This window comes from Levilactobacillus senmaizukei DSM 21775 = NBRC 103853, assembly GCF_001592085.1.
Lineage (GTDB): Bacteria > Bacillota > Bacilli > Lactobacillales > Lactobacillaceae > Levilactobacillus > Levilactobacillus senmaizukei.
Window position 1 is genome coordinate 1 of sequence record NZ_BCWD01000012.1, and the last position, 25,416, is coordinate 25,416.

Genomic DNA, 25,416 nt, shown 5'->3' on the forward strand with positions numbered 1-25,416 from the left:
AACGATAAGAGAGTCATCGAGTTCTGCATCTAATTCTTCACGTTGAGGGAAGCGGGTAAGGGAACCTTCCAGCTTGTCAGCGTCGAATTGGACGTATTGTGGACGGCCAACAACGGCTTCCACAGCACCCTTGATAACTGGCATGTCCTTAGACTTTTCACGTACGGAGATGACTTGGCCAACTTCGACTTCGTATGAAGGGATGTCAACGCGCTTGCCATCAACGGTGATGTGACCATGGTTAACCAATTGACGAGCTTGGCGACGAGTCGTTGCCAAACCTAAGCGGTAAACCACGTTGTCAAGACGACGTTCGAGCAAGATCATGAAGTTGGTCCCATGGGTACCTTCCTTGATCTTACCAGCACGCTTGAACAAGTTGAAGAATTGACGTTCAGTCATGCCGTAAGTGAACCGGAGCTTTTGCTTTTCACGCAATTGCGTACCGTATTCAGATAACTTTTGACGACGACCTTGACCATGATCACCAGGTGCGTAGGGACGACGGTTTAATTCTTTACCAGTGCCGGAAAGGGATACCCCTAAACGACGGGAAATACGCCAGCTTGGGCCAGTGTAACGAGACATAGATAGTTCCTCCAATAAAATAAGTTATTTGGAGTAAAATAAGCTGTTTATAAGTTTAGTATTCGTGCAGATTGCTTTGCAGGTTTCACCGTATGCAGCCGCAGGTTACTTCCTGAACCAATGTAACGGCAACAATCTGTTGACGAGCTTACCACTTATCGCTGCATTATTTTACACAAACTCCATTATACCCAGATTAGTTAGGCTTTGTCAATGTGTGACAATAAAACAGCTGCAAATTTTTCCAGAATGGCTTGATCAGCCGTGGTGAACCGTCCCTTAAGTGGGGAGTCGATATCCATGACGCCCAGTTTAGTGCCATCTTTTAAGGTCAGTGGCACCACAATTTCAGCGTTGCTGGCCGAATCGCAGGCAATATGACCGGGGAATTGATGAACGTCCGGGACCAGTTGAGTGGTTTGGGTAGCTAGGGCCGTCCCGCACACCCCGTTGTTGTTTTCGATGTGGACACAGGCCACATTTCCCTGAAAGGGCCCCAGGATCAGATCGTCGGTATCCGGTTGGTAAAGATAGAATCCCGACCAGTTGATGTCGGTCAGAGTTTGCATCAATAGTGCGGAGGCATTGGCTAGATTAGCCACTAAATTGGTTTCCCCATGAAGTAGGGCGTCGAGCTGGTCGTTAATAATCGGATTAATTGGTTCACTCATGAAAAGGCCTCCAAATTTTTTGTCATTCTGATTCGCTCATAGCGAAAAACGTTCAGTGAATCCCGAAAACCTAGTGAAGCGTAGGCGTCACTTATGCTATAATCGAAATTAGATTAAATTGTAAAATGAACGACGCTTTTTTGCAACTTGTTAGCGTTTTTAAAAGCGGATGAAGGATGGGGTCAAAATGATTGGTGTGCTAATTGGAATCGTTATTCTGGCGATTATCGTCTACCTGGGCGTACTCGCTTACCAGCAACGGGTACGGAAACAGGTGGCAGCCCTCACCACTAAGAAAGAATCCATGATGACCATCCCCTTAGCGGATGAAATTAAATTAGTGGGGGAGATGAGCCTAACTGGCCATTCTCTTGAAAATTACGAAGACTTACAGGCGGATTATACGGATATTAAAGAGAATCGGTTTGAACGAATTGACCAACAATTGAGCCAGTTAACCGATGATTCTCGGGGGATTAATTTACCCCAACTACGACAGTCCTTAAATAAGGTGACCCAGTTAGTTGATGAGACCGACGAGTTAATCCAATCCGTTCAAGCTGACTTGGCCAATCTGCAAGAGGTGGACAAGCAACATCGTCAGGCCGTCCATGAATTAGAGCAAAAGTATCAGGGACTCCGTAAGACCCTGTTGGCTAAGAATTTTGCCTTTGGCCCCAGCATTGACCAGCTCGAAGAACGGCTCAGTCAATTGGAAGATGATTTTGATACCTTTACCCAGCTGACTAAAGAAGGGGACCACGAGCGGGCAGCAGATGTCCTCGAACAGTTGAAGGAAGATACCAGTATTCTTGATGACTTGATTGCCGATATTCCGCCATTGTACAGGGACTTAACGGTGACCTATCCTGATCAGGTTAAAGAGTTAAAGAGTGGATACCAACAACTCAGCGATCAGCATTATCACTTCGGTGAAATGAACTTACCTGATCTGATTCAAAAGATTGAGGGCCGGATCAACGAGAACTTGGCGACCCTGAAGGATTTACGTCCCGAGGATGCTCAGGTGGTTAACGACCGGATTGCCAATCAGATTGATCAGGTCTACGACTTGATGCAGACTGAGCTTGATGCGAAGGCCCCAGTGACGGCTAATCTAGATGGTGTGGCTAAGTTTATTGCCCACGCCCAGAACCAAAGTCATACCTTACTTAATGAACTTGACCGGCTCGGTCAGAACTACACCTTGGACCATCAAGAATTGGAAACTGCCCGCGAACTTAATGAGCAGATTCGGACGATTGATGGTATTTACCAGGCGGACGTTCAGGCCATTGCCGACAAACAAGCTACATATTCTCAAATCTTGGAACATCAGGAACATCAAAATAAAGATCTCACTCAGATTGAAGAACAACAGGGGCAAATTCTGAAGAGCGTGGCTGGTCTGGTCGATGAGGAACGGCAAGCCCGCGAAACGCTACAACAATTCGACTTTAACCTGCACAGTCTCCGTCGTCAGGTGGAGAATCTTAATTTACCCGGGATTCCCCAAACTTACCTGGACTATTTCTTCGTGGTTCGTGATGAGGTGGCGCAACTGGCTACTGACATGGATCAGCCGCAGATCGACATGGAACGCATCACCAAGCAATTGCTGATTATCCAGACCGACCTAGATACCCTAAAGGAGAAGACTGAGGACTTGATTGATAGCTCGCAGTTGGCCGAGCAGTTGTTGCAGTATGCCAATCGCTATCAAGTCAGTCACGAAGACGTGGCGACCGCCAGCAAGAAGGCGTCGCAGCTCTTCGAAAAAGACTTTCAGTATGCTCAAGCATTGGAAACCATTGCCACCGTCCTGGATGAAGTTGAACCTGGATCGTACAAGCGCCTAGAGGATGCCTATTACAATCGTAAGGGAACCCAAAAGCCAGAGAAAAAGCCAGCTGAATAAGCATGAGTAACGAGGTGGGACCATTGAGTCGGCGCCTCGTTTTTTTGTGACGGGACCGGTTTTGCCCGAACAACAGGACTTGTGGTTAAGAACATTTGTGTTTATAATGAAAAAGAATTTCTATCGGAGTCGAACCAATAGAATAGATAAGAGGGTTCTGTATGATTTATTTTGATAATAGTGCAACGACTAAGCCCGCGCCGGCCGTCGTTGATACGTATGCCAAAGTGAGTGCTAACTACTGGGGAAACCCATCTAGCCTGCATAATTTTGGTGAGCAAGCCTTCAATTTACTGGAGCAGTCTCGCCAGCAAATTGCCGATTTGGTGGGGGCGTCGCTGAGTGAAATTTTGTTCACTAGTGGTGGTACCGAAGGTGATAACTGGGCCATCAAGGGTACAGCGATGAAGAAACGGGAATTTGGCAACCATTTGATTACGACTGAGGTTGAACATCCAGCCGTTCACAATTCCATGGAGCAATTAAAGCAATTGGGGTTTGAGGTTACCTATCTGCCTGTTGACGAAAACGGCCGGGTCTCCGCAGCCGACCTGCGGGCCGCTATTCGTCCAAGTACGATTTTGGTTTCAACCATGGCCATCAATAACGAAATTGGGGCCGTGCAACCCTTGGCAGAAATTGCGGATGTCTTACGGGACTTTCCTAAGATTCACTGGCATATCGATGCCGTGCAAGGAATCGGGAAGGGTCTGTTCAAGCAGATCTTTAACGATCGCGTGGACTTCGTGACCTTCTCCGGTCATAAGTTCCATGCGCCACGAGGCATTGGTTTTATGTACAAACGTCAAGGCCGGATGATCGCGCCATTAATGGCCGGTGGTGGTCAAGAGCGCGATTTGCGTTCCGGGACCGAAAACTTACCAGCAATCGCCGCGATGGCTAAGGCCATGCGACTACTGTTGGAAGATGAAGAGGCCAAGGTTAAGCAACAACGTGAGATTCGGTTAGCCATCTTGCAGCATGTTGAAAAATTTTCGAATGTGACGATCTTCTCGAAGGACTTACCAGTCTTTGCCCCACACATTCTGTGTTTTGCCATCGCCGGTGTCCGCGGGGAAACGATTGTCCACGCTTTTGAGCAACATGATATTTACATTTCGACCACGAGTGCCTGTTCATCCAAGAAACACGTCGAATCTAGCACTCTGCAGGTCATGAAAATTGATGATGGCCTTGCCACGAGTGCGGTGCGGATCTCATTGGACGAGCATAACACGATGGCCGAAGCTGAGAAATTTAACCAAGTCTTTGATGAACTGTACACGGAGTTCGCTAAGCTAAGCTAAACGACGAAAGGGGTCGCGGAATGAAATACAGCGAAATCATGGTACGCTATGGCGAGTTGTCGACGAAGGGTAAGAATAAGAAGGACTTCATCAAGCAACTCGGTCACAACGTCCGCAAAGCCTTACAACAATTCGACGATGTCGAAGTTAAGGCGCAACACGACCGGCTACACGTCACCCTAAACGGCGCAGATTCTGCCGCCGTGATGGACCGATTGGGCGGCGTCTTCGGTATTGAGAATTTTTCACCTTCCGTTAAGGTGGAAAAGGATATCGACGCCATCAAGGCGACAGCCTTGGCCATGGTCAAGGAAATCTTTAAACCGGGCATGACGTTTAAGATCAACACGCGTCGCCAGGACAAAGCCTTCGAATACGATACCAACCATTTGAATGATTTGCTTGGAGGCTACATCTTAGAGAATGTTCCGGGCATTCAAGTTAAAATGAAAAAGCCCGATCTTACCTTACGAGTTGAGGTGCGGATGAACGGGGTCTTCTTGTCTGGTCAAACTATCCAAGGAGCCGGGGGCCTGCCGGTTGGAACGGGTGGTAAAGCCGTAATGATGCTTTCTGGGGGGATTGATTCGCCGGTCGCTTCATATTACGCCATGCGTCGGGGGGTTAAGTTGGATATGGTGCATTTCTTCAGTCCGCCATACACCTCGGAGCAAGCCCTAGCTAAGGCTAAGGAATTGACCGCCCGAATGGCCGGTTACTCCGGTGGCATTCAGTTTATCCAGGTGCCGTTCACGAAGATCCAAGAGACCATTAAGGAACAGGTGCCAGAGGGTTACCTGATGACCATTCAACGACGGCTAATGTTGCGCTTAACGGCCGCTATCGCCGAGATGCGGCATGCTAAGGGGATTTTTAACGGTGAATCGTTGGGCCAAGTGGCTTCACAGACGCTGGAAAGCATGATGGCCATTAACGATGTGACCACAATGCCAATCTTACGACCACTGTTGTCGATGGATAAGACGGAAATTATCAAGGTTGCCGAAGACATCGACACCTACGACCTGTCTATCCTGCCGTACGAAGACTGCTGTACCATTTTCACGCCGCCAGCACCAAAGACGCGGCCTGATTTGGAAAAGTCGCGGAAGTATGAAAAGTATATCGACGTTGAGGGCCTGATGAAGGAAGCCCTGGACGGCATCACGATTACGGATATCCGGCCAAACGATAAGTTCTTGAACCAAAACGAGGACGTTTTCGCGGAGCTGCTTTAATCAATCAATGCTCAAGGATCTGGCCTAGCGCCGGGTCCTTTTTGGATTGGTGGGCCGGTAGATAGAGTTTTTTGGCTTTTTCGATGAAAACGCTTGTCAGGCCAGGGGGCAATGCGCGATAATTAAGCTAATGATCGGTGGAAGCCGGTTAATCAATTTGAAGGGGTTGATCTGCGTGGAAGTATCATGGCGCGGCGACAAGATGGCTCTCTCTGGGACTGTCCCAGACGTAGGAGACCAATTACCAAAGTTTAAACTGTTTGATCAGAGCAATGCCAAGGTCAAGACGGCTAATTTGATTGGCAAGGTTGCTTTGATTAGTGTTGTTCCAGACTTGGCAACACCAGTTTGCACCCTGCAAACTCGCAAGTTTATTCAGCAGGCGGATCACTACCCAGACGCTAAATTCCTGACGGTTTCGAACAATACTATTGCGGAACAAACCGGTTGGTGCGCGGCTCAAGGCGTGGAGAACGTTGACTTATTATCCGATGAAGAACTCTCCTTCGGTTACGAAATGGGTCTGTACGTTCCCAACGCCGGGAACCTGGCACGGTCAATCTGGATCATTGATGATACTGGTAAGGTAACTTATCGGGAAATTGTTAGCGAACAAACTGACGAACCAAACTACCTGGCAGCCATTGAGGCACTGGAAAAGTTGGTTTCACGAGTTGACGCTGACTAAATAATTGAGTACACTATTAAAAAGTGGCGTTGATCAAGTCAGTAGCGCTAGTGGGATTGCTTAGAGAGCCGGGATTGCTGGGAACCGGTCAAACCACTGGGGTGAATGTAGCTTGGGAGCCGAAGGACTGAATTTGAGTAAGTCCTGTCCGGAGCACACTCCGTTAACAAAGAAGTTAAGTGGGGCTTGAACGCCCAATTTAGGTGGTACCGCGAAGAGACTTCGTCCTAATGATTTTAGGAGGAAGTCTTTTTTTGTGCGTTTTGCCACAGACTTCGATGTCAAGAAAGGAATTGAAAATATGGCAGATAAAGAAGTTGACATGGCCACCAAGTATGACCCGACTGCGATTGAGGCAGGCCGGTATCAGACTTGGTTGGACGAAGATGTATTCAAACCCAGTGGGGACCAAAAGGCAACCCCGTATTCAATCGTTATTCCACCGCCAAATGTTACTGGTAAGCTGCATTTAGGCCATGCTTGGGACACGACCCTGCAAGATATGATTATTCGCCAGAAGCGGATGCAGGGGTTCGATACGCTCTGGTTACCAGGGATGGACCATGCCGGGATTGCGACGCAAGCTAAGGTTGAAGCCAAGTTGCGTGAACAAGGTATTTCCCGTTATGACCTAGGTCGTGAGGGTTTCATCAAGAAGGTTTGGGAATGGAAGGACGAATATGCCGCAACCATTCACCAACAGTGGTCCAAGCTGGGCCTGTCCCTTGACTACTCACGGGAGCGTTTTACGCTGGATGATGGGTTATCGGATGCCGTGAAGAAGGTCTTCGTAACCCTGTATAAGAAGGGCCTGATCTACCGAGGCGAGTACATCATTAACTGGGATCCGCAAGCCCGGACCGCTCTTTCTGATATCGAAGTTATTCACAAGGATGACAAAGGGGCCTTTTATCACGTGAAGTACCCATTTGCCGATCCGGACTTTACCTTCAATGGCGAACATTACATTGAAATTGCCACGACTCGTCCCGAAACGATGATGGGGGATACGGCCGTTGCCGTTAACCCTGGTGATGAACGCTATAAGGCGCTGGTAGGCAAAGAAGTTGTGTTGCCATTAGCCGACCGGAATATTCCAATCATCGCCGACCAATATGTTGATCCTGAATTTGGGACGGGGATGGTGAAGATTACGCCGGCCCATGACCCAAATGACTTCTTAGTGGGTAACCGGCATGACTTGCCACGGATTAACACCATGAACGAAGACGCTTCGATGAACGACAAGGCCGGCAAGTACGCCGGTATGGACCGTTTCGACGCACGTAAGGCCATGGTTGTCGACTTGGATGCCCAGGGCTTGATGTTGAAGATTGACCCAATTGTGCACTCCGTTGGTCATTCCGAACGGACCGGGGTTCAGGTTGAAGCCCGGCTCTCGACACAATGGTTCGTGAAGATGAAGCCATTGGCCGAGGAAGCCGTTAAGAACCAGTCCGGTGACAACGCTGTTGACTTTGTTCCCGAACGATTCGAACATACCTTTACGCAATGGATGGATAACGTTCATGACTGGGTTATTTCTCGGCAGCTTTGGTGGGGTCATCGGATCCCAGCCTGGTACAACAAGCAAACGGGTGAGGTTTACGTTGATACGGAAGCCCCTAAGGATCCAGAAAACTGGGAACGAGATCCTGACGTCTTGGACACCTGGTTCTCCAGTGCTCTGTGGCCATTCTCCACGATGGGTTGGCCCGATGAAAACAGTGCCGATTACAAGCGTTACTTCCCAACTGACACTTTGGTTACGGGTTATGACATCATCTTCTTCTGGGTTTCTCGGATGATCTTCCAAAGTCTGGAATTTACGGGTAAACGGCCATTTAAGCACGTGCTGTTACACGGCTTGATTCGTGATGAAGAGGGTCGTAAGATGAGTAAGTCCCTGGGTAACGGGATTGACCCAATGGATGTGATCGATAAGTATGGTGCCGATGCCTTACGGTGGTTCCTGTCCACCGGTTCGACGGCCGGGCAAGACGTTCGTTTCAGCTACGAGAAGATGGACTCCGCTTGGAACTTCATTAACAAGATCTGGAATGCTAGTCGGTTTGTCATCATGAACTTGGGTGAAAATACCAAGCCAGTGGTGCCTGCCGAAAGCAAATGGGACCTAACGGATCGCTGGATTCTGAGCCGATTGAATGACACGGTTAAGCATGTTACCGAAATGTTCGACAAGTTCGAATTTGGTGAAGCGGGCCGGGCCCTTTACAACTTTATCTGGAACGACTTCTGTGACTGGTATATTGAAATGAGTAAGGAAGTCCTGACCGGTGATGATGCCGCTGCCAAGGCAACCAAGCAGGATCTGTTGGCCTACGTTTTAGACCAAACGCTACGCTTATTGCAACCGATTATGCCATTCGTTACTGAGGCCATCTGGCAAGCCATGCCACATGACGGTCAATCTTTAGTGACCGCCGCTTACCCAGTGGCCCATGCTGAATTCGATAACCCAACGGCCGAAAGTGAAATGACCAGTCTAATTGACTTGATCAAGGCCGTTCGGAATATCCGTGCGGAAGCCAATGCACCAATGTCCACGCCAATTGACCTACAGATCAAGACGAGTGACGCCCACTTGCAAAGGGTCTTCGAGAATAACCGGGACTACATCGACCGGTTTGTTCACCCGAAGGACTTCGCCATTGGTGCCGACCTCGTGGCGCCTAAGTTGGCCATGACCAGTGTGATCACGGATGCGGAAGTTTCCGTACCGTTGGCTGAATTGGTGGACTTGAACGACGAAGCTCAACGCTTAGACAAGGAAGTTGCCAAGTACACGGCCGAAGTTGACCGGGCAACCAAGAAACTTGGGAACGAACGCTTCGTGGCGAACGCACCGGAAGAGGTCGTGGCCGCCGAACGTGAAAAACAAGCGGATAACGAAAAGAAGTTAGCTGCAATCAAACAACGATTAACTGAAATCAAAGCCCAACTTTAATGTGGGAAAACGAAAGAGCCTGGGGCAAAACCCCAGGCTCTTTTGCTTGGCCATTTTATGTAAATAGACGTTAGCAAGCAGCCGGGACCGCCTAAAGCTGATCAGTAACCAGGCTAAAAGCAGACGCTTTGGGCGTTCAACCAGACGGTTTGTTGGCTAACCCCGTTTCGTTCACTTTCTTTTTTCGTCGTTCGCCAGGAAGTCTGCTACACTGGATAACAGAAGCTTGACGGGAGGTTTTAGAGTGGTTAAAACATATGCGGAGGCCTTGCAATTCATTCATGGCCGGGATCGGTTTAAGAAGAAGCCCACGCTGGATCGGATGCGGCAGTTCATGGCACGGTTGGGTGACCCCCAGCACGAATTAACGATGGTCCACGTTGCCGGGACCAATGGCAAGGGGTCTACGGTAGCATTCCTTCGGGACTTGTTCATGGCCAGTGGGGATACGGTGGGAACTTTCACCTCGCCGTTTATCACCCGTTTCAACGAACGAATTAGTCACGATGGGGAACCAATTAGTGACGATGAGTTGGTGGCCTTGGTGAATCAGATTCAGCCAATAGTTGCTCAACTAGATGATGAATTAGCGGAGGAGGGGCCAACGGAATTTGAAATTGATACGGCGCTAATGTTCTGCTATTTCGCGGCTCATCCGGTAGATATTGTTGTGGTTGAAGTGGGCCTAGGTGGTTTGTATGATTCGACCAATATTATAACGCCGTTGGTCTCAGTCATCACAACGATCGGGATGGACCACATGCGGATCCTGGGGGATACCATTCCGAAGATTGCGACGCAAAAGGCCGGGATTATTAAGCCTAGGGTGCCGGTAGTCTGTGGCCGATTACCTGAGGATGCCTTGGCGGTGATGGATCAGACAGCGGCGGCTAATGTGACGACAGTTGCTGCGCTGGGTCGAGATTTTCGGGTAAAAAACGAACCAGAAGCCCAATGGGGTGAACGGTTTGCCTATGAATTTGGTCCGGAACACTGGGAACAATTACAGGTCGGCTTGTTGGGGCAATATCAAATTGATAATGCGGCGACCGCACTGACCGCCTTTACGTTGGCTCAGCGATTACGAGGATTAACGGTGACCACGGCTGAAGTTCGTCAAGGGCTGAAGGGGACTCGATGGCCGGGTCGTTTCGAACGGGTCAGTGAGCAACCGCTGATTGCCATTGATGGTGCGCATAACGAACCGGCAATGGTGGAAATGGCGACCTTGTTACGACGCCACTTTGCCCAGAATGACGTTTATATTGTTTTGGCAATTCTGGCCGATAAGCAGTATCAGAAAATGGTGGCCACACTCCTTGAGGTCCCCAATGTTCATCTGATCTTGACCCAATTTCAGGGGCCGGGTCAGCGCGCTGCGGCCACCCCTGATGAATTAGAGGGAGCCGTCAACCAGTCTGATCGGGTAACGATGGCGCCAGACTGGCCCACGGCGTTACGGACAGCCTTGGGGACGATGTCGGCGGAGGATCTCCTTTTGTTAACGGGTTCCCTGTATTTTATCTCAGAGGTTCGGCATTACTTTAAGGATGATGAAAAATAATCGTACCAGTTATCGGAGTTAGGCCCTAAGGGGATGACGACTGTGAAACGAGTACGACTGACGAGGGTAAACGAACGACAACTGGTTCGGCGCGTGTTACGCCAATTAGGATTACCAGCGATAGCCGAGGTAGATCGTTTCTTTGCGTTCTTCACGAGCGGGGATCAGTTGCGCTATGCCAGCCAGCAACAGCGTCGGGCGTATGTTGCCGGTGACTCACGCCGTTGGGGACTTTTGACGGCGATCGAGCTGGGTCGATGGGTGCAGCTGGCACCGCGTCAATTTGTCGGTCAGGTCTTGAGTTCTAGCCAATTGGGACAATGTCTGATCGATGAACTACGATATCTGGGCCAAGAGCGAGTGGATGTCTTATTACTGGATAATCAACACCGCATTTTGTTGCGGCAACCCGTCTTTCAGGGAACCTTAAACCAATGTCCCGTCCATCCTCGAGAGATTTTTCAATTGGCGGTGCTTCACGAAGCGGCAGGACTCATCATCGCACATAATCATCCGAGTGGTAGCGTCACGCCATCCACGGAAGACCTGGCCTTTGTGCGGCGGGTTGTCCAGTGTGGCGAATTGATGGGGATTCCCTTGCTAGATGCTTTCGTGGTGGGCGCAACGACCTATTTTAGTTGGCGGGAGCAGGGTGTGCTTCCATTACAACAGTGACGAAATAAGTCATAACCTTTAAAAACTGATTAAAATCACTTAATGCTATTTCTTTCTGATTAAAAGTTCGGTATTCTTGACATTGTCGACGTGTTCTCACTTAGATGAGTATGTTATAATACGTCTATCGATCAATAATAAGTCAAAAATCCATTAAAATTTTGTTGACAATGAAGGGATGAAACACTGTGTTCGGATTAGGAACGAAAAATATAGGAATCGATCTTGGTACCGCCAATACAATTGTTTATGTTGACGGTAAGGGCATCGTTCTTCGCGAACCTTCCGTTGTCGCCAAGAACACGAAGTCCGGAGAAATTGTGTCCGTTGGTGAAGACGCACGGGCAATGATTGGCCGGACGCCAGCAAGTATTGTTGCCATTCGCCCAATGAAAGACGGGGTCATTGCGGACTACGATACGACGGTTGCCATGATGAAGTACTTTATCGAAAAGACTGTTGGGAAGTCTAGCGGTAAGCCATACGTGATGGTCTGTGTTCCAAGTGGCGTTACGGAAGTTGAAAAGCGGGCCGTCATTGACGCTACTCGAGTAGCCGGTGCACGAGACGCTTACGTCATTGAAGAACCATTTGCAGCCGCAATCGGTGCCGGGTTACCAGTGATGGACCCAACCGGTAGTATGGTTGTAGACATGGGTGGTGGGACCACCGATGTGGCAACAATTTCCCTTGGTGGGATCGTTTCCAGTCGTTCAATCCGGGTAGCCGGTGACAAGCTGGATGACGCTATTGCCACCTATGTTCGTTCCAACTTCAATCTGTTGATTGGGGAACGGACTGCTGAAAAGCTGAAGATGGACATTGGCTCCGCTTCAGTGGAAGAAGCCGACAAGATTGAGGGCGCAACCATTCGTGGGCGTGACTTAATCACTGGGTTACCTAAGGCTGTGGAAGTCTCCGCTGTTGACGTAGCCAAGGCTATTCAAGAACCTGTACAAGATGTCATTTCCGCCATTAAGGAAACCTTGGAAGAAACGTCGCCAGAAATTGCTGCCGATGTGATTGACCATGGGATCGTCTTAACCGGCGGTGGGGCATTACTTAAAAACCTCGCTGAAGTTATTGCTGATGCGACTAAGGTTCCGGTTTCCATTGCTAGCGACCCGTTAGATTGTGTTGCTGCTGGGACCGGTGAATCCTTAAAGAGCATCGACGTCATGAAGAAAAAGTAAGGACTAGCGGGAAGGCAGCTTCCCGCTTCTTTATTGTGACGACATTGGTAGTGATCCAATGTTAATTAAGATGGAGGTCAAACATGCAGAAATTTTCTTTCAATCGGCGACTGGTAATTATTATCGTCTGCTTGATTGTTAGTTTTGCCTTGATGACGGTGTCCGTGGCTATTCGTAATAAGAAATCGACGCCCCCATTGATCCAACAATTCGGTAATGACATTGTCGGTCTGACGGACCGGGTCGTTGCAATTCCAGCGAATGGACTGAGTGGTTCAGTCGGCGCGGTTTCCGAATTGTTGAATACGTATCAAGAGAACCAGCAATTAAAGCAACAAGTTAGCGAATTAGCCCAAACCAAGGTGCGTGACCAAACCCTGGCCAAGGAAAATAAGCAATTAAAACAAGAGATCAAACTAAACGAGTCTTTAACCGATTATGCCGCAATTTCAGCCGCTGTGATTACGCGGACGCCATCTTCATGGCAGAACCAAGTCATCATTAACAAGGGGTCTTCTGCCGGGGTAGTTAAGAATATGCCGGTCATGTCTGGTTCCGGTTTAGTTGGCCGGGTTGCCGAAGTGAACAAGACCAATTCCAAGGTTGAACTTATTACCGACAACAATGATTCTGCTAACCGGTTTGCCGTTCAGATTACCACTAAGTCTGGCAAGACGGTTAATGGAGTTCTGAGTGGCTATAACAACACTACGGGTCAGATTACCATGAACAATATCACCACGAAGGCCAAGATTGGTAAGGGTGATAAGGTCGTGACGAGTGGCCTTGGTGGCGTAACGCCGAAGGGACTTTACGTAGGTAAGGTTGCCAAGACTAGTGGGGATGACTACGGGTTGTCAACGAAGCTGAATATTAATCCAGCTACCGATTTAAGTGACCTGAACATTGTGACGGTTGCTGTAACGAAGCAGTAGGGAGGAACGGCACGTGTATCGATTATCAAAGTTACGCTTTGGCTTTCCGATTATCCTGTTCTTAATGCTGCTGCTCGATGGGTCGATCAGTCAAAACTTTAGTACCCACATGTTCCATTATCCAACGGCTATGGTCAGCCATCTGGTTGTTTTATGGTTAGTCTGTGGGGTCTTATTTGAGGCGGATGCCAATGATTTTGACATGCCGATTGGTCGGTGGGCAGTAGTTGCTGGGATCGTATTTGATGTCTATTACACGGGGATCTTTGGGATCTATATCTTTATTTTCCCGTTAGTGGTCTACATTACGCGATTACTGGTTAGCTATATCCGGCCAAATTTTTTGAGTGGGTTGTTGATCTACTTTATCGACATTACTGTCTTGGAAGCGTTGGGATACCTGGCCGGCCGGGCAGTTCACTTGTCGTCAATGTCGGGAAGTGACTTCATGGTGAACACGTTAGGGCCAACTTTGGCCTTTAATCTAGCCATGTTTGTCCTCTTATTCTTCCCCATTCGATGGGTGTATAATTGGTTAAAATAGGCGAAGGGAACGAAGACTATGCAAGCTGCCGTATTACGGGGAACGCAAAACGGTTATGATTTAGTACTAAAACAGTCCGCCAGCTTCGAACAAGTCATGGTGGATCTTAAGGACCTGTTGGAGAACTTGAAGGCCGACCCCCAGGCTCTCGAAGCCAGCAAGGTTTCGTTAGATGTCTTGACGGAAGACCGGATCTTAACCGCGGATGAACGGACTCAAATTGAACAATTGGTGGGTAATTACTCCCGGTTTGAAATCCATAAGATTACCGCGAATGTTATGACTGTGGCGGATGCCATTCAATTGCGTGAACGTGAGAATGTTCACCTGTTGAGTAAGGTTATTCGGAATGGTCAGGAGGTTTCTATGCAAGGGGATGTCCTTTTCTTAGGAACGATTCACGAGGGTGGAAAGCTTCGGACGACCGGTAACATTTTCTCAATGGGGAATGTGGCAGGAATCTTGCAGGCAGGTTACCCGGATGACGAATCCAAACTGATTATGGGAAATCTTCAAACGGCGCAACAAATTAGAATTGCTGAACAGTTTGACATTATTGAACCGGACCAGTTGACGGATTCAGGCCAAACGATTGCCTACGTCAATGACTTACACGTCCTGTCGTATGGCCATCTGGACAATTTAAAGAAGATTAATCCGAAGTTATATAACCGGATTGGAGGAATTTGAGATGGGAAAAGCGATTGTAATTACCTCCGGTAAGGGTGGTGTCGGTAAGACGACCACCAGCGCTAACATTGGGACAGCGCTGGCCTTAATGGGCAAACGAGTCTGCATGATGGACCTGGATATTGGTCTGCGGAACTTGGACGTTGTCTTGGGCTTAGACAATCGGATCATCTACGATATCGTGGATGTTGCTGAGGGCCGGGCCAAGCTCGTCCAAGCACTGGTTAAGGATAAGCGATTCGATGACAAATTATTCTTGTTGCCAGCCGCTCAAAACACGGATAAGACAGCTCTTCAACCCGAAGATGTGAAGGAAATTGTTGACGAACTCAAGCCGGATTACGACTACGTGTTAATCGATTGTCCGGCCGGGATCGAACAAGGCTTCATGAATGCCGTTGCCGGTGCCGATGCCGCAATTGTCGTCACGACACCAGAAATTTCCGCTGTCCGAGACGCCGATCGAGTCGTGGGCCTGTTGGAACAGCATCCACTGAAGGAAGCACCGCGCCTGCTAATCAACCGGATTCGCCGGAACATGATGCAGGATGGTTCCATGATGGATATCGACGAGATTACCCGGCATCTGGGGATTGAGTTGTTGGGGATCATCTTTGATGATGATGCCGTGATTACGACGTCTAACCAAGGTGAGCCGATCGTCTTAAAGACCGACAATCCGGCGGCTCAAGGTTACCGGAACGTGGCTCGGCGACTTGAAGGTGAAACGGTGCCCCTCATGAAGTTAGAGGAACAGGAAACCGGTGGCTTCTGGCATACCATTAGCAGCTGGTTCCATCGCGGCTAAAAAATTAGCTTGACGGTACGGGAAAAAACTCGTAGTATATTGGCAATGAATAAAAAGACATTGAACGGAAGAGTAGTTTCGTGTTGGACCAACAGAAAGCCCCGGTGATGGAAAGGGGCGGTCGACGGGAAACGAACCACATCTGTGAGTCGGTCGTCTGAAGCAAGTAAGACGATTCGGGTTAGCCCGTTACAGCTGGAGTTGTTAACAACTCACTGAGGTCGTCTTAGCGATAGAACGACAAACAGAGGTGGAACCACGATTTAATCGTCCTCTTAGTCCCGAATTTCTGGAGACTAAGGGGATTTTTTTATTGAGGTCAGTTAGCAACTCACTGAGTCAGCGTGGCGTGAGCCCGTTGTAAACGTGAGGTGGAACAGCGTCTGGACGCCCTCTTGAGAACTTTTCTCAGGAGGGCGTTTTTTGTTTGCTAAAGGAGGAGAATTACGATGCACTATGTTGAACAGATCTTACCATCATTAATTTCCGGGACGGGGATGACCTTATCCATCTTCTTCTGGACGATTATCATTGCCATTCCACTAGGCATTCTGGTGGGACTGGGAATGACGACCCGGTTCAAACCACTGACATGGCTGATCAACATTTACGTTTGGTTGATGCGTGGAACCCCGCTATTATTGCAATTGATCTTTGTCTTCTATGGCCTACCAATCATTGGCGTGGTCTTTCAACGCTATGATGCAGCCCTCTTCGCCTTTATCTTGAACTACACGGCCTACTTTGCGGAAATCTTCCGTGGGGGGCTACAAGCCATTCCTAATGGTCAGTACGAAAGTGCTCGGGTCCTCCGATTAACCAACTGGCAAACATTACGGAAGATTGTCATTCCTCAAGTTGTGAAGATTGTCCTGCCATCAATTGGTAATGAAGTTATTAACTTAGTTAAGGATTCTTCGTTAGTTTATGTGATTGGTTTAGGAGATCTGTTACGGGCCGGTAATGTGGCCATGGCCCGCGACGTGACCTTGCTACCAATGCTGCTGGTTGGCGTGATCTATCTCTTGCTGACGGCGGTCTGCACGCTGATTCTGAAACGGCTTGAAAGACACTACAGTTACTGGCGTTAGAGAAGGGATGGTCAATCATGTTAGAACTTAAAGGGATCACTAAAAAATTTGACGGTAAAACAATCTTGGACAAAATTAACCTGACTGTGTCAGACGGTCAGATCCTAACGATTGTTGGACCATCCGGTGCTGGAAAGACGACGTTACTCCGTTGTATCAGTGGGTTAGCAAGCGTTGATGGCGGGTCATTTATGCTCGATGGTGTCGCCTTTGATCCGGCAACCAATCGGGACAACGACGCCGTTATCGGGGTTGTCTTCCAAGACTTCCAATTATTCCCCAATCTGACTGTCTTACAGAACGTCACGCTCGCACCGACGATGGTCTTGAAGAAGTCCGCTGCTGAGGCGGAACAGGAAGCTCGCCAACTGCTAAAACAATTGAATTTGGAAGGCAAGGCTGACTTATTTCCTTACGAGTTGTCGGGGGGGCAGAAGCAACGGGTCGCGATCGTCCGGGCGTTGGCTATGCATCCTAAATTGCTGTGTTACGACGAACCGACGTCAGCCTTGGACCCCGATTTACGGCGGGAGGTTGAGCAGATCATTCTCGACTTAAAGCAGGAAGGGATGACTCAAATCGTCGTGACTCATGACATGCCTTTTGCGGAATCGATTGCCGATCAAATGTTACGGGTCGAACCAAAAGCTTAGGAGGGACCAATTGAATGAAAATTAAACCATTACGATTCTTGGTCATCTTGGGTCTGGTCGTGGGCCTGAGTGGGATGTTGGTTGGTTGTGCGCAGACCAGCGTCACCCACCGGGCAAATACGGCCGACACGTGGTCGAGCATCCAGAGAAAAAAACGGGTGGTCATCGGATTAGATGATAGCTTTGTCCCGATGGGGTTTCGGCAGAAGAGCGGCAAGCTGGTAGGGTACGACATTGATCTAGCCGAAGCAGTCTTCAAACTGTATGGTGTCAAGGCGGACTTCCAAAGCATCGATTGGAATATGAACGTTACGGAACTTCACAACGGGACGATCGATTTGATTTGGAACGGCTTTTCAATCACGCCACAACGGCAAAGACAGGTGGCCTTTTCCGATACTTACCTGAACAATGACCAAGTCCTGGTGTCCCTGAAGAAGAATCGGATCGATTCGTATGCCGACATGCAGGGCAAGGTGCTGGGCGCCCAAACGGGTTCGTCGGGGGCCAACGACATTGACACCTATCCCAAACTGTTAAAGGACCGGATTAAGAATCACGACGCGGTCACCTATGATTCCTTCACTAACGCATTCATCGACCTGAATGTGGGCCGGATTCAAGGTTTGTTAATCGACAGTACCTACGCGAACTACTATATCAAGCACCAAGCGCATCCGGAAGATTATCGAGTCACCGTGGGCGCCTTCCCTAAGGAACGTTTTGCCGTGGGGATGCGTAAGGGCGACGTGACGATGCGTCGGAAGATCAATGCCGGCTTGAAGCAATTGGCCGCCAATGGTGACCTAGAAAAGATTAATGAAAAGTGGTTTGGTCACAACGTCGATACGCCGTTGTTGCAAAATCATTGAGAATAAATAATCCCGGGCTGATGTTGCCATGTCAACGTTAGCTCGGGATTATTTCGTGGCCTTCGCTTGTATTTGGTCAGGGGTTCCCTTAAAATTAAAAGTCGATTGAACTTTTTTACTAGAGGAGGCATTGGTTCGTGCGTGAACGTAAACCAGAGGGTGTAACCCTCGATGTATCATCCACCCAACAATTTAAAACCATTGGAATCAAGGTGGACTTTGTGGCACCACTAACTGTCGATGCCATTACAGCGCGGGCGTTACTGGACCAAGTGCTGGAGACTAGTACGGCAGCCTACCCCACCCAAACGGCCTTGTCGCGGGAGTTATCACGACTGTATGGGGCCAGTTTTGGTATCAGTGTCTTGAAACTTGGCACGAAGCACGTGATTCGGTTGACGTGCTCCGTGGTTAATGAAAAGTATTTACAGAATTTTACTGACCAACGGCCGTTATTCGAACAGGCCATGGCCCTATTAAAGGCCGTCATTTTCGCACCATTGATGCCAGCAGGGCAGTTTGATGAAACGACTTTTAATCAACAGCGGCAGAACTTATTTGCTGCCGTGAAGTCACTGGATGATGATAAGCAATATTTGGCGAACCGTCGTTTACAGGAGTTGGTCTTTAAGGATGAACCAGCGCAGGCGATGAGTGCCTTAGGTGACATGGCAACCTTGCGTCAGTTGACGCGGTCAGATATTGCCGCGACGTATCAGAACATGTTGGCCAACGATGCGGTGCATGTGGCCGTGATTGGCGACGTAACCGAAGAACGAGTAGCCACGGCCTTGGCCGCCTGGCCACTGACCGATCGACCAGGTGATGAAACAACACCATATTATGATTGGGCAGCCCAATCTGAGGTGACCCATGCCGATGATGTGGCACCCGTGGTTCAAGCCAAGTTAAACCTGGCCTACCGCCTACCCATTTACCGTAACGATGACGACTTCTTGGCGACAACGGTGTTTAATGCCGCCTTTGGTGGGACGCCACTTTCATTACTGTTCACCAACGTGCGGGAGAAGGCTAGCCTGGCGTACTATGCCAGCAGCAGTTACAATCCTTATGCTGGCATCTTGGGAGTTCAAACCGGGATTCAATTCCAGAATCGGGATCAGGTCTTAGCCATCGTGGCCAAACAATTGGCCACCCTCCAAGCCGGGAAACTTAGTCAGGAATTATTAGATGAAGTGAAGGCGAGCCTGTTGAACGCTCGCCTGGCTGCGTTGGATAGCCCGCAGCGGCGGCTAACGGGGTTACTCAATACCCAATTAACGCGGCAGCGGTTGCCACTCAAGGAGTGGGAAGATCAGTTAGCAGCCATTACAATTGCCGATGTTCAACGAGTGGCAAAGCAGGTTCAATTACAGGCCACATACTGTCTACACGGGGGTGATCAGGATGTTAAATAAGAAAGATTATCCAGAACTAGGAGAGAGCCGTAGCACCACGACCTTGGCCAATGGCCTTAAGGTTATCCTGATTCCCAAGACCGGGTTTCATAAGACTTACGCCTTGATGACCACGGACTATGGCTCGATCGATAACACCTTCGTACCTCGTGATGGTCAAACTGTGGTTCGATATCCGGATGGAATTGCCCACTTTTTGGAACATAAGATGTTTGAGAAAGCCGACCACGACGCCTTCGATCTCTTCGGCGAATACGGCGCCAGTTCCAACGCGTTTACGAGTTTTACCCAGACCAGCTATCTTTTTGCCACCACAAATCATTTACGAGAAAATCTTGATATTCTACTAGATTTTGTCCAGGATCCCTATTTTACCGAGGCAACGGTAAATAAGGAAAAGGGGATTATTGGCCAGGAAATTCAAATGTATGATGACGATCCCGGCTGGCAGAGTTATTTTGGGATGATCGGTAACTTGTACCCCAAAGAACCGATGCATATTGATATTGCCGGGACGGTGGACTCGATTGCGAAGATTACCGCCGATGACTTGTATGCCGCTTATAACACGTTCTATCATCCCAGCAACATGAGCCTGATGGTCGTGGGACAATTTGACCCCGATGAAATGTTAGGCTGGATTGAAGCTAATCAAAAAGCCAAGACCTTTCCGCCAGTGGTTCCAATTGAACGGAAACGGGGCCCGGTTGCCACGCCAGATGAGGTGGTTGCCGAGACCACACGCCACCTGTCAGTTAGTCGTCCCAAGATTAATATTGGTATTCGGGGCTTCGATACCGTTCCCACAGGGACGGATGGTCTGAAATACAGCCTGGCGCTTTCACTGGTCTTTGATTTGCTATTCAACGATACCAGTGACAATTATTTACGGTTGTACGATGCGAACATCATCGATGATAGCTTTGGGTACGACTTCCAGGTTCAACGAGATTCACACTTTGCACAAGTGGCCGGCGATACGGATCATCCGGATCAGTTTGTAACGGCTTTGACGGCGATTCTGGACCATGCGGAGGATCAGTTGGTGGCGGCACGTGACCAGTTCGATTTGGTTAAGCGCGAGGCCATTGGTCGGCTAATTGGGGCCATTAATTCTGAAGAGGCCATCGCAAACCAATATGACGGACCGTTGTTTGGCGGTGCGACAATCTTTGACGAATTAGAAGTTCTGCAACAGATTCAATTCAGTGACTTACGGGCGAGCGCCCACGCATTCTGGCCGCAGAGTCGGCGGACCGTTTATACCATTTTGCCGGAATGAGGTTGAGGTTAAGAAACCGTTAAATCCAAAATTATCGAGGCTGTTGCTAAAAATGAAGCGGCGCCTATGCTATACTGCATTGTAGAGAAATCTTGAACAGGTGGAGAATTAAACATGAGTGATAACAGTAAGATTACATTGGGAAAAACACTGCGCGATGCTCGAATTGCCAAGGGATTCACCCTTGACGATTTGCAGCAATCGACGAAGATTCAAAAGCGCTACTTGATTGCCATCGAAGACCAAAACTTCGATGAACTACCAGGTGATTTTTATGTGCGGGCGTTTATCAAACAATACGCCGACATGGTTGATCTGGATGGTGCGGAACTGTTGAAACAATTCGACAGTACTTTGCCAAGTACGCAAACCCAGGAGTATGTGGATAAAGTTAATGAAAATAATCCAGAAACGCGTTCCCAGCAGCGAAAAGTGGATGACCGCTATGTAAAGTTACGGCGAACCATTCCGATTATTGGGATTGTCGTGGTGGTCTTGGTTGTCTTGATCGGTATCTGGGTTGCCGCTTCACGGAGTGGTCATTCAACCACTAAGAATAACGTTGACAGTAGCTCAGTGAGCGTTTCCGGAAGTAGCAACAAGAAGAGCAGTAGCAGCAGTAAATCGAGCTCGAAGAAATCTTCTTCAAAGAAGACCAGTGTGGCTAAGTTTAAGCAGTTGAGCACCACGGCTAACGGATCAACTTGGGAAATGAAGCATGCTTCCTCCAAGCCAAAGATCTCATTGTCGGCCACTGGGAGTGCTTGGACATCTGTCACCATTGCTGGTTCAACGGTTTGGCAAGGGACGCTGTCTTCTTCGACCTCTCACAGCTTGACAGTTCCTAGTTCAGCAACCAGTGTCACCTTTAACTTTGGGAATGCCCCGGTAACGTCCGTCAAGGTGGATGGGAAGAAGTTTAAGTTTAACTCTGCTACGAGTGCGAGTGCGGCTTCGACCACGTCTAGCTCAACGACGACGGGCACCACAACCGCAACGAGTTCAAGTACCACGACCTCGTCACAGGTTCAAGAAGTGACCTTGGAATTCAAGTAATTTAAAGGCGGGTCGGGCCGTGACGGCCGACTCGTTTTTTATTGAGTGAAAATCCTAAAGGAGGATCTTTTCGTGAATTTACCAAACCGTTTAACCATTATTCGTATTTTCTTAATTCCCGTTTTCCTATTGTTGTTGGTTTTACCCTTAAATTGGGGGGAAGTTGTCTGGTTGGGCACTAGTATTCCCGTGACTCAAGTCATTGGGGCGGTCATCTTCGCCGCGGCGTCCATCACCGACTTCTTGGATGGGCAAATCGCCCGGCGCCAGCACCTCGTGACCAACTTTGGGAAGTTTGCCGATCCGTTGGCTGACAAGATGATTGTCATGACGGCCTTCATCGTGTTAGTTGCCATGAAGGCCGTCCCAGCTTGGGGCGTGGCCATCATCGTTTGTCGTGAGTTAGCTGTGACTGGGTTGCGGTTGATCGTGGTTGAAACCGGCGGCCGGGTCTTAGCGGCTGCTTGGCCGGGAAAGATTAAGACGGCCACCCAAATGGTCGGGATTATCCTATTATTGCTAAACAATATTGGTTTTGGCACGATTCATATTCCAATGGCGTTAATCTTCTTCTATGTGTGCTTGTTCTTCACGATCTATTCGGGGATCGATTACTTTGTTCAAAATCGGCAGGTCTTTGCTGATTCTTCAGCCGAATAGGCCGCTAACCGCCGGTTATTTATCGGCGGTTATTTATTTGAAAAAATTTGACAGAAATGACGGTAGTTAACGGAAGTATCTCAGTCATCTCGGGAGGGGTTGCACATGCGCGCGGAAATAATTGCGGTTGGAACAGAAATGTTACTGGGGCAGGTTGTTGACACCAATTCGGCACTGATAGCACGTCACTTGGCGGCGTTAGGTATGGAGGTCTATCATCACGAGTTGGTGGGGGACAATCCGGAACGGTTAGGCGCCGTGATTCGTCAGGCCAGGGATCGGAGTGATCTGATCGTGGTTAGTGGTGGCTTGGGACCGACACCCGACGACCTGACCAAGCAAGTCGCGGCCGAGGTGTTGCAGGTGCCCTTGGCGACCGACGAAAAGGCTTTGGACCAAATCACCCGGCACTTTCAAGTAACCGGGCAGCCGATGACGGCTAATAACCGGTTACAGGCGCTGTATTTGAATGGGGGCGTAGCCTTAGAAAATCACAATGGCTTAGCCGTTGGCAGCTTCTATCGGGTTGAAGCGGGAGCCGATGTCCTCCTGTTACCCGGACCGCCGTCCGAGTTAACGCCAATGTTGGAGCAGACCGCGGTGCCGTTACTGCAACAGGCATACCAACAGGATGAGTTCTTAGAGTCGCAGGTCTTACGGTTCTTTGGCATCAGCGAAAGTCAATTGGTTACGAAACTGGCAACACTGATCGATCGGCAGACTAATCCCACAATCGCCCCATATGCCAAGGTAAATGAGGTTACTTTGCGGGTGACTGCCAGGGCAACCACGGCGGCCGCAGCGCAAGAAATGGTGGCTAAGACGGTTCAGCAAATTAAGGCGGTTGTTGGTGAGTATCTGTATGGCTACGGTGACGAAGGGAGCTTGGCTCAGGTCGTGGTGGCAATGCTTGTTGCCCATCATATGACCATTACAGGGGCCGAAAGTCTAACGGCCGGTCAATTTCAGAGTACTCTGGGCGACGTGCCAGGGGTGTCAGCCGTGTTCCCTGGCGGCTTCGTGACTTATGCCGATACGGCTAAAGAACAGCTGTTAGGTGTTCCTGTGAGCGTGGTTGCAGAACACGGAGTCGTCAGTGCCGAGACGGCGCAAGAGATGGCTGAACGTTCGCGGCAAAAGTTGAATACGGATGTTTCGTTGAGTTTTACCGGTGTGGCTGGACCCGATTCCTTGGAAGGCCAGCCAGCCGGCACGGTTTGGCTAGGGCTGGCTCAACGAGGGAAACAACCTCAGGCCCGCCTATTTCATCTCTCAGGCTCACGAGCCCGGATTCGGGAGCGGAGTGTATTGTTGGGGTTAGACTGGCTGAGAAGGACTTTACAGGTCACAAAATAAAGGCGAACTTTTGTTCTCTTTTTGCTTGCTTTTTGGTTGGCAAGCCGGTATAGTATTACTTGAAATGACGCAACCAAAGGAGGATTTGGATGGCTGACGAACGACAAGCTGCCTTGGATAAGGCGCTTAAGCGAATTGAAAAAGATTTCGGTAAAGGTTCAATCATGCGGTTAGGTGATAACGCCAACATGCAAGTTGAAACTGTGCCTTCTGGCTCGTTGGCTCTCGACGTAGCTTTAGGTGTTGGGGGTTACCCTCGAGGCCGGATCGTGGAAATCTATGGACCTGAATCATCAGGTAAAACGACGGTGGCTCTGCATGCCGTTGCCGAGGTACAAAAGAGGGGCGGTACCGCTGCTTATATCGATGCTGAAAACGCCTTGGACCCGGCCTACGCCACGTCACTGGGTGTAGACATTGACAGTCTGTTACTGTCACAACCTGACACTGGTGAACAAGGGCTACAAATTACGGATGCCCTAATCTCTAGTGGTGCAGTCGACATTGTCGTGGTTGACTCTGTTGCTGCCTTGGTTCCCCGAGCAGAAATTGAAGGTGAAATGGGTGATGCCCACGTTGGGTTACAAGCTCGTTTGATGTCACAAGCCTTACGGAAGCTCTCTGGGACCATCAACAAGACCAAGACGATTGCCTTGTTCATTAATCAAATCCGTGAAAAAGTCGGCGTGATGTTTGGGAACCCCGAAACCACCCCTGGTGGTCGAGCTCTTAAGTTCTATGCGACGGTTCGGTTGGAAGTTCGGCGTGCTGAACAAATTAAAGACGGTACGGATGTTATCGGTAACCGGACACGGATCAAGGTCGTTAAGAACAAGGTTGCCCCGCCATTTAAGCGAGCCGAAGTTGATATCATGTACGGTAAGGGAATTTCTCAAACTGGTGAATTGATTGATATGGCGGTTGAAAAGGACATTGTGGACAAGAGTGGTTCTTGGTATTCTTATGGCGAAGACCGAATTGGTCAAGGGCGTGAGAATGCTAAACAATATCTGACGGATCATCCTGACATGATGGCCGAAGTGAACCAGCGTGTTCGGACGGCATATGGTGTCGGCGATGAAGAAGATAGTCAAGCCAAGGGCGAGACCCCAACCGCTGATAAGGCAGATAAGGCTAAGGCTAAGAAAACTACTGGTAAAGCAACCAAGCCAGTTGATGGTCAGATGGAATTAACCCCTGACAAGCCAACCAAATAAAACAATTGTGAGCATCTTCGTCCG

Annotated in this window: 23 protein-coding genes and 2 other annotated features; of the genes, 21 read left to right on the forward strand and 2 right to left on the reverse strand. The window is 49.2% G+C overall.

What is annotated here, in order from left to right; genetic code table 11:
- Both rpsD and msrC read right to left on the reverse strand, forming a co-directional pair.
- A partial coding sequence (gene rpsD / locus LSE01S_RS05840; protein WP_061776695.1) for a 30S ribosomal protein S4 occupies positions 1–588 on the reverse strand: 588 nt, incomplete at its 3' end.
- Positions 589–788: 200 nt separating this feature from the next.
- Entirely contained in the window at positions 789–1,259 is a 471-nt protein-coding gene (msrC, locus tag LSE01S_RS05845) for a free L-methionine (R)-S-oxide reductase MsrC (RefSeq protein WP_061776696.1), read from the reverse strand.
- Positions 1,260–1,446: 187 nt separating this feature from the next.
- Here msrC and ezrA point away from each other — a divergent pair, with 187 nt between their 5' ends.
- The 21 genes from ezrA (at position 1,447) to recA (ending at position 25,392) form a co-directional block, all read left to right on the forward strand.
- Positions 1,447–3,177, forward strand: a complete 1,731-nt coding sequence (ezrA, locus tag LSE01S_RS05850; protein ID WP_061776697.1) for a septation ring formation regulator EzrA — start codon at positions 1,447–1,449, stop codon at positions 3,175–3,177.
- 161 nt (positions 3,178–3,338) lie between these two features.
- Positions 3,339–4,484, forward strand: a complete 1,146-nt coding sequence (locus LSE01S_RS05855; protein WP_061776698.1) for a cysteine desulfurase family protein — start codon at positions 3,339–3,341, stop codon at positions 4,482–4,484.
- A gap of 20 nt (positions 4,485–4,504) precedes the next feature.
- A complete protein-coding gene (thiI, locus tag LSE01S_RS05860) occupies positions 4,505–5,722 on the forward strand; it encodes a tRNA uracil 4-sulfurtransferase ThiI (protein ID WP_061776699.1) in 1,218 nt (405 codons plus the stop codon).
- 175 nt (positions 5,723–5,897) lie between these two features.
- Positions 5,898–6,410 (forward strand): thiol peroxidase, encoded by a 513-nt coding sequence (locus LSE01S_RS05865; RefSeq protein ID WP_061776747.1) that lies wholly within the window; start codon positions 5,898–5,900, stop codon positions 6,408–6,410.
- A gap of 20 nt (positions 6,411–6,430) precedes the next feature.
- Positions 6,431–6,643 (forward strand) — a binding site (T-box leader).
- A 68-nt stretch (positions 6,644–6,711) separates the two neighbouring features.
- Positions 6,712–9,378, forward strand: a complete 2,667-nt coding sequence (locus LSE01S_RS05870) for a valine--tRNA ligase (RefSeq protein WP_061776748.1) — start codon at positions 6,712–6,714, stop codon at positions 9,376–9,378.
- Positions 9,379–9,622: 244 nt separating this feature from the next.
- Positions 9,623–10,942 carry a bifunctional folylpolyglutamate synthase/dihydrofolate synthase gene (locus LSE01S_RS05875; protein WP_061776700.1) on the forward strand — a complete coding sequence of 440 codons (1,320 nt, stop codon included), beginning with the start codon at positions 9,623–9,625 and terminating at the stop codon, positions 10,940–10,942.
- A 33-nt stretch (positions 10,943–10,975) separates the two neighbouring features.
- Positions 10,976–11,617 carry a JAB domain-containing protein gene (locus tag LSE01S_RS05880; protein WP_235808307.1) on the forward strand — a complete coding sequence of 214 codons (642 nt, stop codon included), beginning with the start codon at positions 10,976–10,978 and terminating at the stop codon, positions 11,615–11,617.
- Between the two features lie 188 nt (positions 11,618–11,805).
- Entirely contained in the window at positions 11,806–12,810 is a 1,005-nt protein-coding gene (locus LSE01S_RS05885) for a rod shape-determining protein (RefSeq protein WP_061776702.1), read from the forward strand.
- 83 nt (positions 12,811–12,893) lie between these two features.
- Positions 12,894–13,745 carry a rod shape-determining protein MreC gene (mreC, locus tag LSE01S_RS05890; protein WP_061776703.1) on the forward strand — a complete coding sequence of 284 codons (852 nt, stop codon included), beginning with the start codon at positions 12,894–12,896 and terminating at the stop codon, positions 13,743–13,745.
- Between the two features lie 13 nt (positions 13,746–13,758).
- The gene (gene mreD, locus LSE01S_RS05895; RefSeq protein WP_061776704.1) at positions 13,759–14,289 is read left to right on the forward strand and encodes a rod shape-determining protein MreD; all 531 of its coding nucleotides are present in this window, start codon (positions 13,759–13,761) and stop codon (positions 14,287–14,289) included.
- A gap of 18 nt (positions 14,290–14,307) precedes the next feature.
- Positions 14,308–14,979 carry a septum site-determining protein MinC gene (locus LSE01S_RS05900; protein ID WP_061776705.1) on the forward strand — a complete coding sequence of 224 codons (672 nt, stop codon included), beginning with the start codon at positions 14,308–14,310 and terminating at the stop codon, positions 14,977–14,979.
- A 1-nt stretch (position 14,980) separates the two neighbouring features.
- A complete protein-coding gene (gene minD / locus LSE01S_RS05905) occupies positions 14,981–15,787 on the forward strand; it encodes a septum site-determining protein MinD (RefSeq protein ID WP_061776706.1) in 807 nt (268 codons plus the stop codon).
- 51 nt (positions 15,788–15,838) lie between these two features.
- Positions 15,839–16,065: a binding site (T-box leader), on the forward strand.
- A 171-nt stretch (positions 16,066–16,236) separates the two neighbouring features.
- A complete protein-coding gene (locus tag LSE01S_RS05910; RefSeq protein WP_061776707.1) occupies positions 16,237–16,878 on the forward strand; it encodes an amino acid ABC transporter permease in 642 nt (213 codons plus the stop codon).
- A gap of 17 nt (positions 16,879–16,895) precedes the next feature.
- On the forward strand, positions 16,896–17,531 hold the full coding sequence (locus tag LSE01S_RS05915) for an amino acid ABC transporter ATP-binding protein (RefSeq protein ID WP_061776708.1): 636 nt from the start codon (positions 16,896–16,898) through the stop codon (positions 17,529–17,531).
- Positions 17,532–17,605: 74 nt separating this feature from the next.
- Positions 17,606–18,403 (forward strand): amino acid ABC transporter substrate-binding protein, encoded by a 798-nt coding sequence (locus tag LSE01S_RS05920; protein WP_420843294.1) that lies wholly within the window; start codon positions 17,606–17,608, stop codon positions 18,401–18,403.
- Between the two features lie 137 nt (positions 18,404–18,540).
- Positions 18,541–19,821 (forward strand): EF-P 5-aminopentanol modification-associated protein YfmF, encoded by a 1,281-nt coding sequence (gene yfmF, locus LSE01S_RS05925; protein WP_061776710.1) that lies wholly within the window; start codon positions 18,541–18,543, stop codon positions 19,819–19,821.
- On the forward strand, positions 19,811–21,103 hold the full coding sequence (gene yfmH / locus LSE01S_RS05930) for an EF-P 5-aminopentanol modification-associated protein YfmH (RefSeq protein WP_061776711.1): 1,293 nt from the start codon (positions 19,811–19,813) through the stop codon (positions 21,101–21,103). The genes yfmF and yfmH overlap by 11 nt, the downstream gene beginning before the upstream one ends.
- 114 nt (positions 21,104–21,217) lie before the next feature.
- Complete coding sequence (locus tag LSE01S_RS05935) at positions 21,218–22,159, forward strand: helix-turn-helix domain-containing protein (RefSeq protein ID WP_061776712.1); 942 nt, start codon at positions 21,218–21,220, stop codon at positions 22,157–22,159.
- 72 nt (positions 22,160–22,231) lie between these two features.
- Positions 22,232–22,819: a CDP-diacylglycerol--glycerol-3-phosphate 3-phosphatidyltransferase gene (pgsA, locus tag LSE01S_RS05940; protein ID WP_061776713.1), complete on the forward strand. Its 588-nt coding sequence runs from the start codon at positions 22,232–22,234 to the stop codon at positions 22,817–22,819.
- Positions 22,820–22,924: 105 nt separating this feature from the next.
- Positions 22,925–24,175: a competence/damage-inducible protein A gene (locus LSE01S_RS05945; protein WP_061776714.1), complete on the forward strand. Its 1,251-nt coding sequence runs from the start codon at positions 22,925–22,927 to the stop codon at positions 24,173–24,175.
- An 89-nt stretch (positions 24,176–24,264) separates the two neighbouring features.
- Positions 24,265–25,392, forward strand: a complete 1,128-nt coding sequence (recA, locus tag LSE01S_RS05950; protein WP_061776715.1) for a recombinase RecA — start codon at positions 24,265–24,267, stop codon at positions 25,390–25,392.
- Positions 25,393–25,416: the final 24 nt, after the last annotated feature.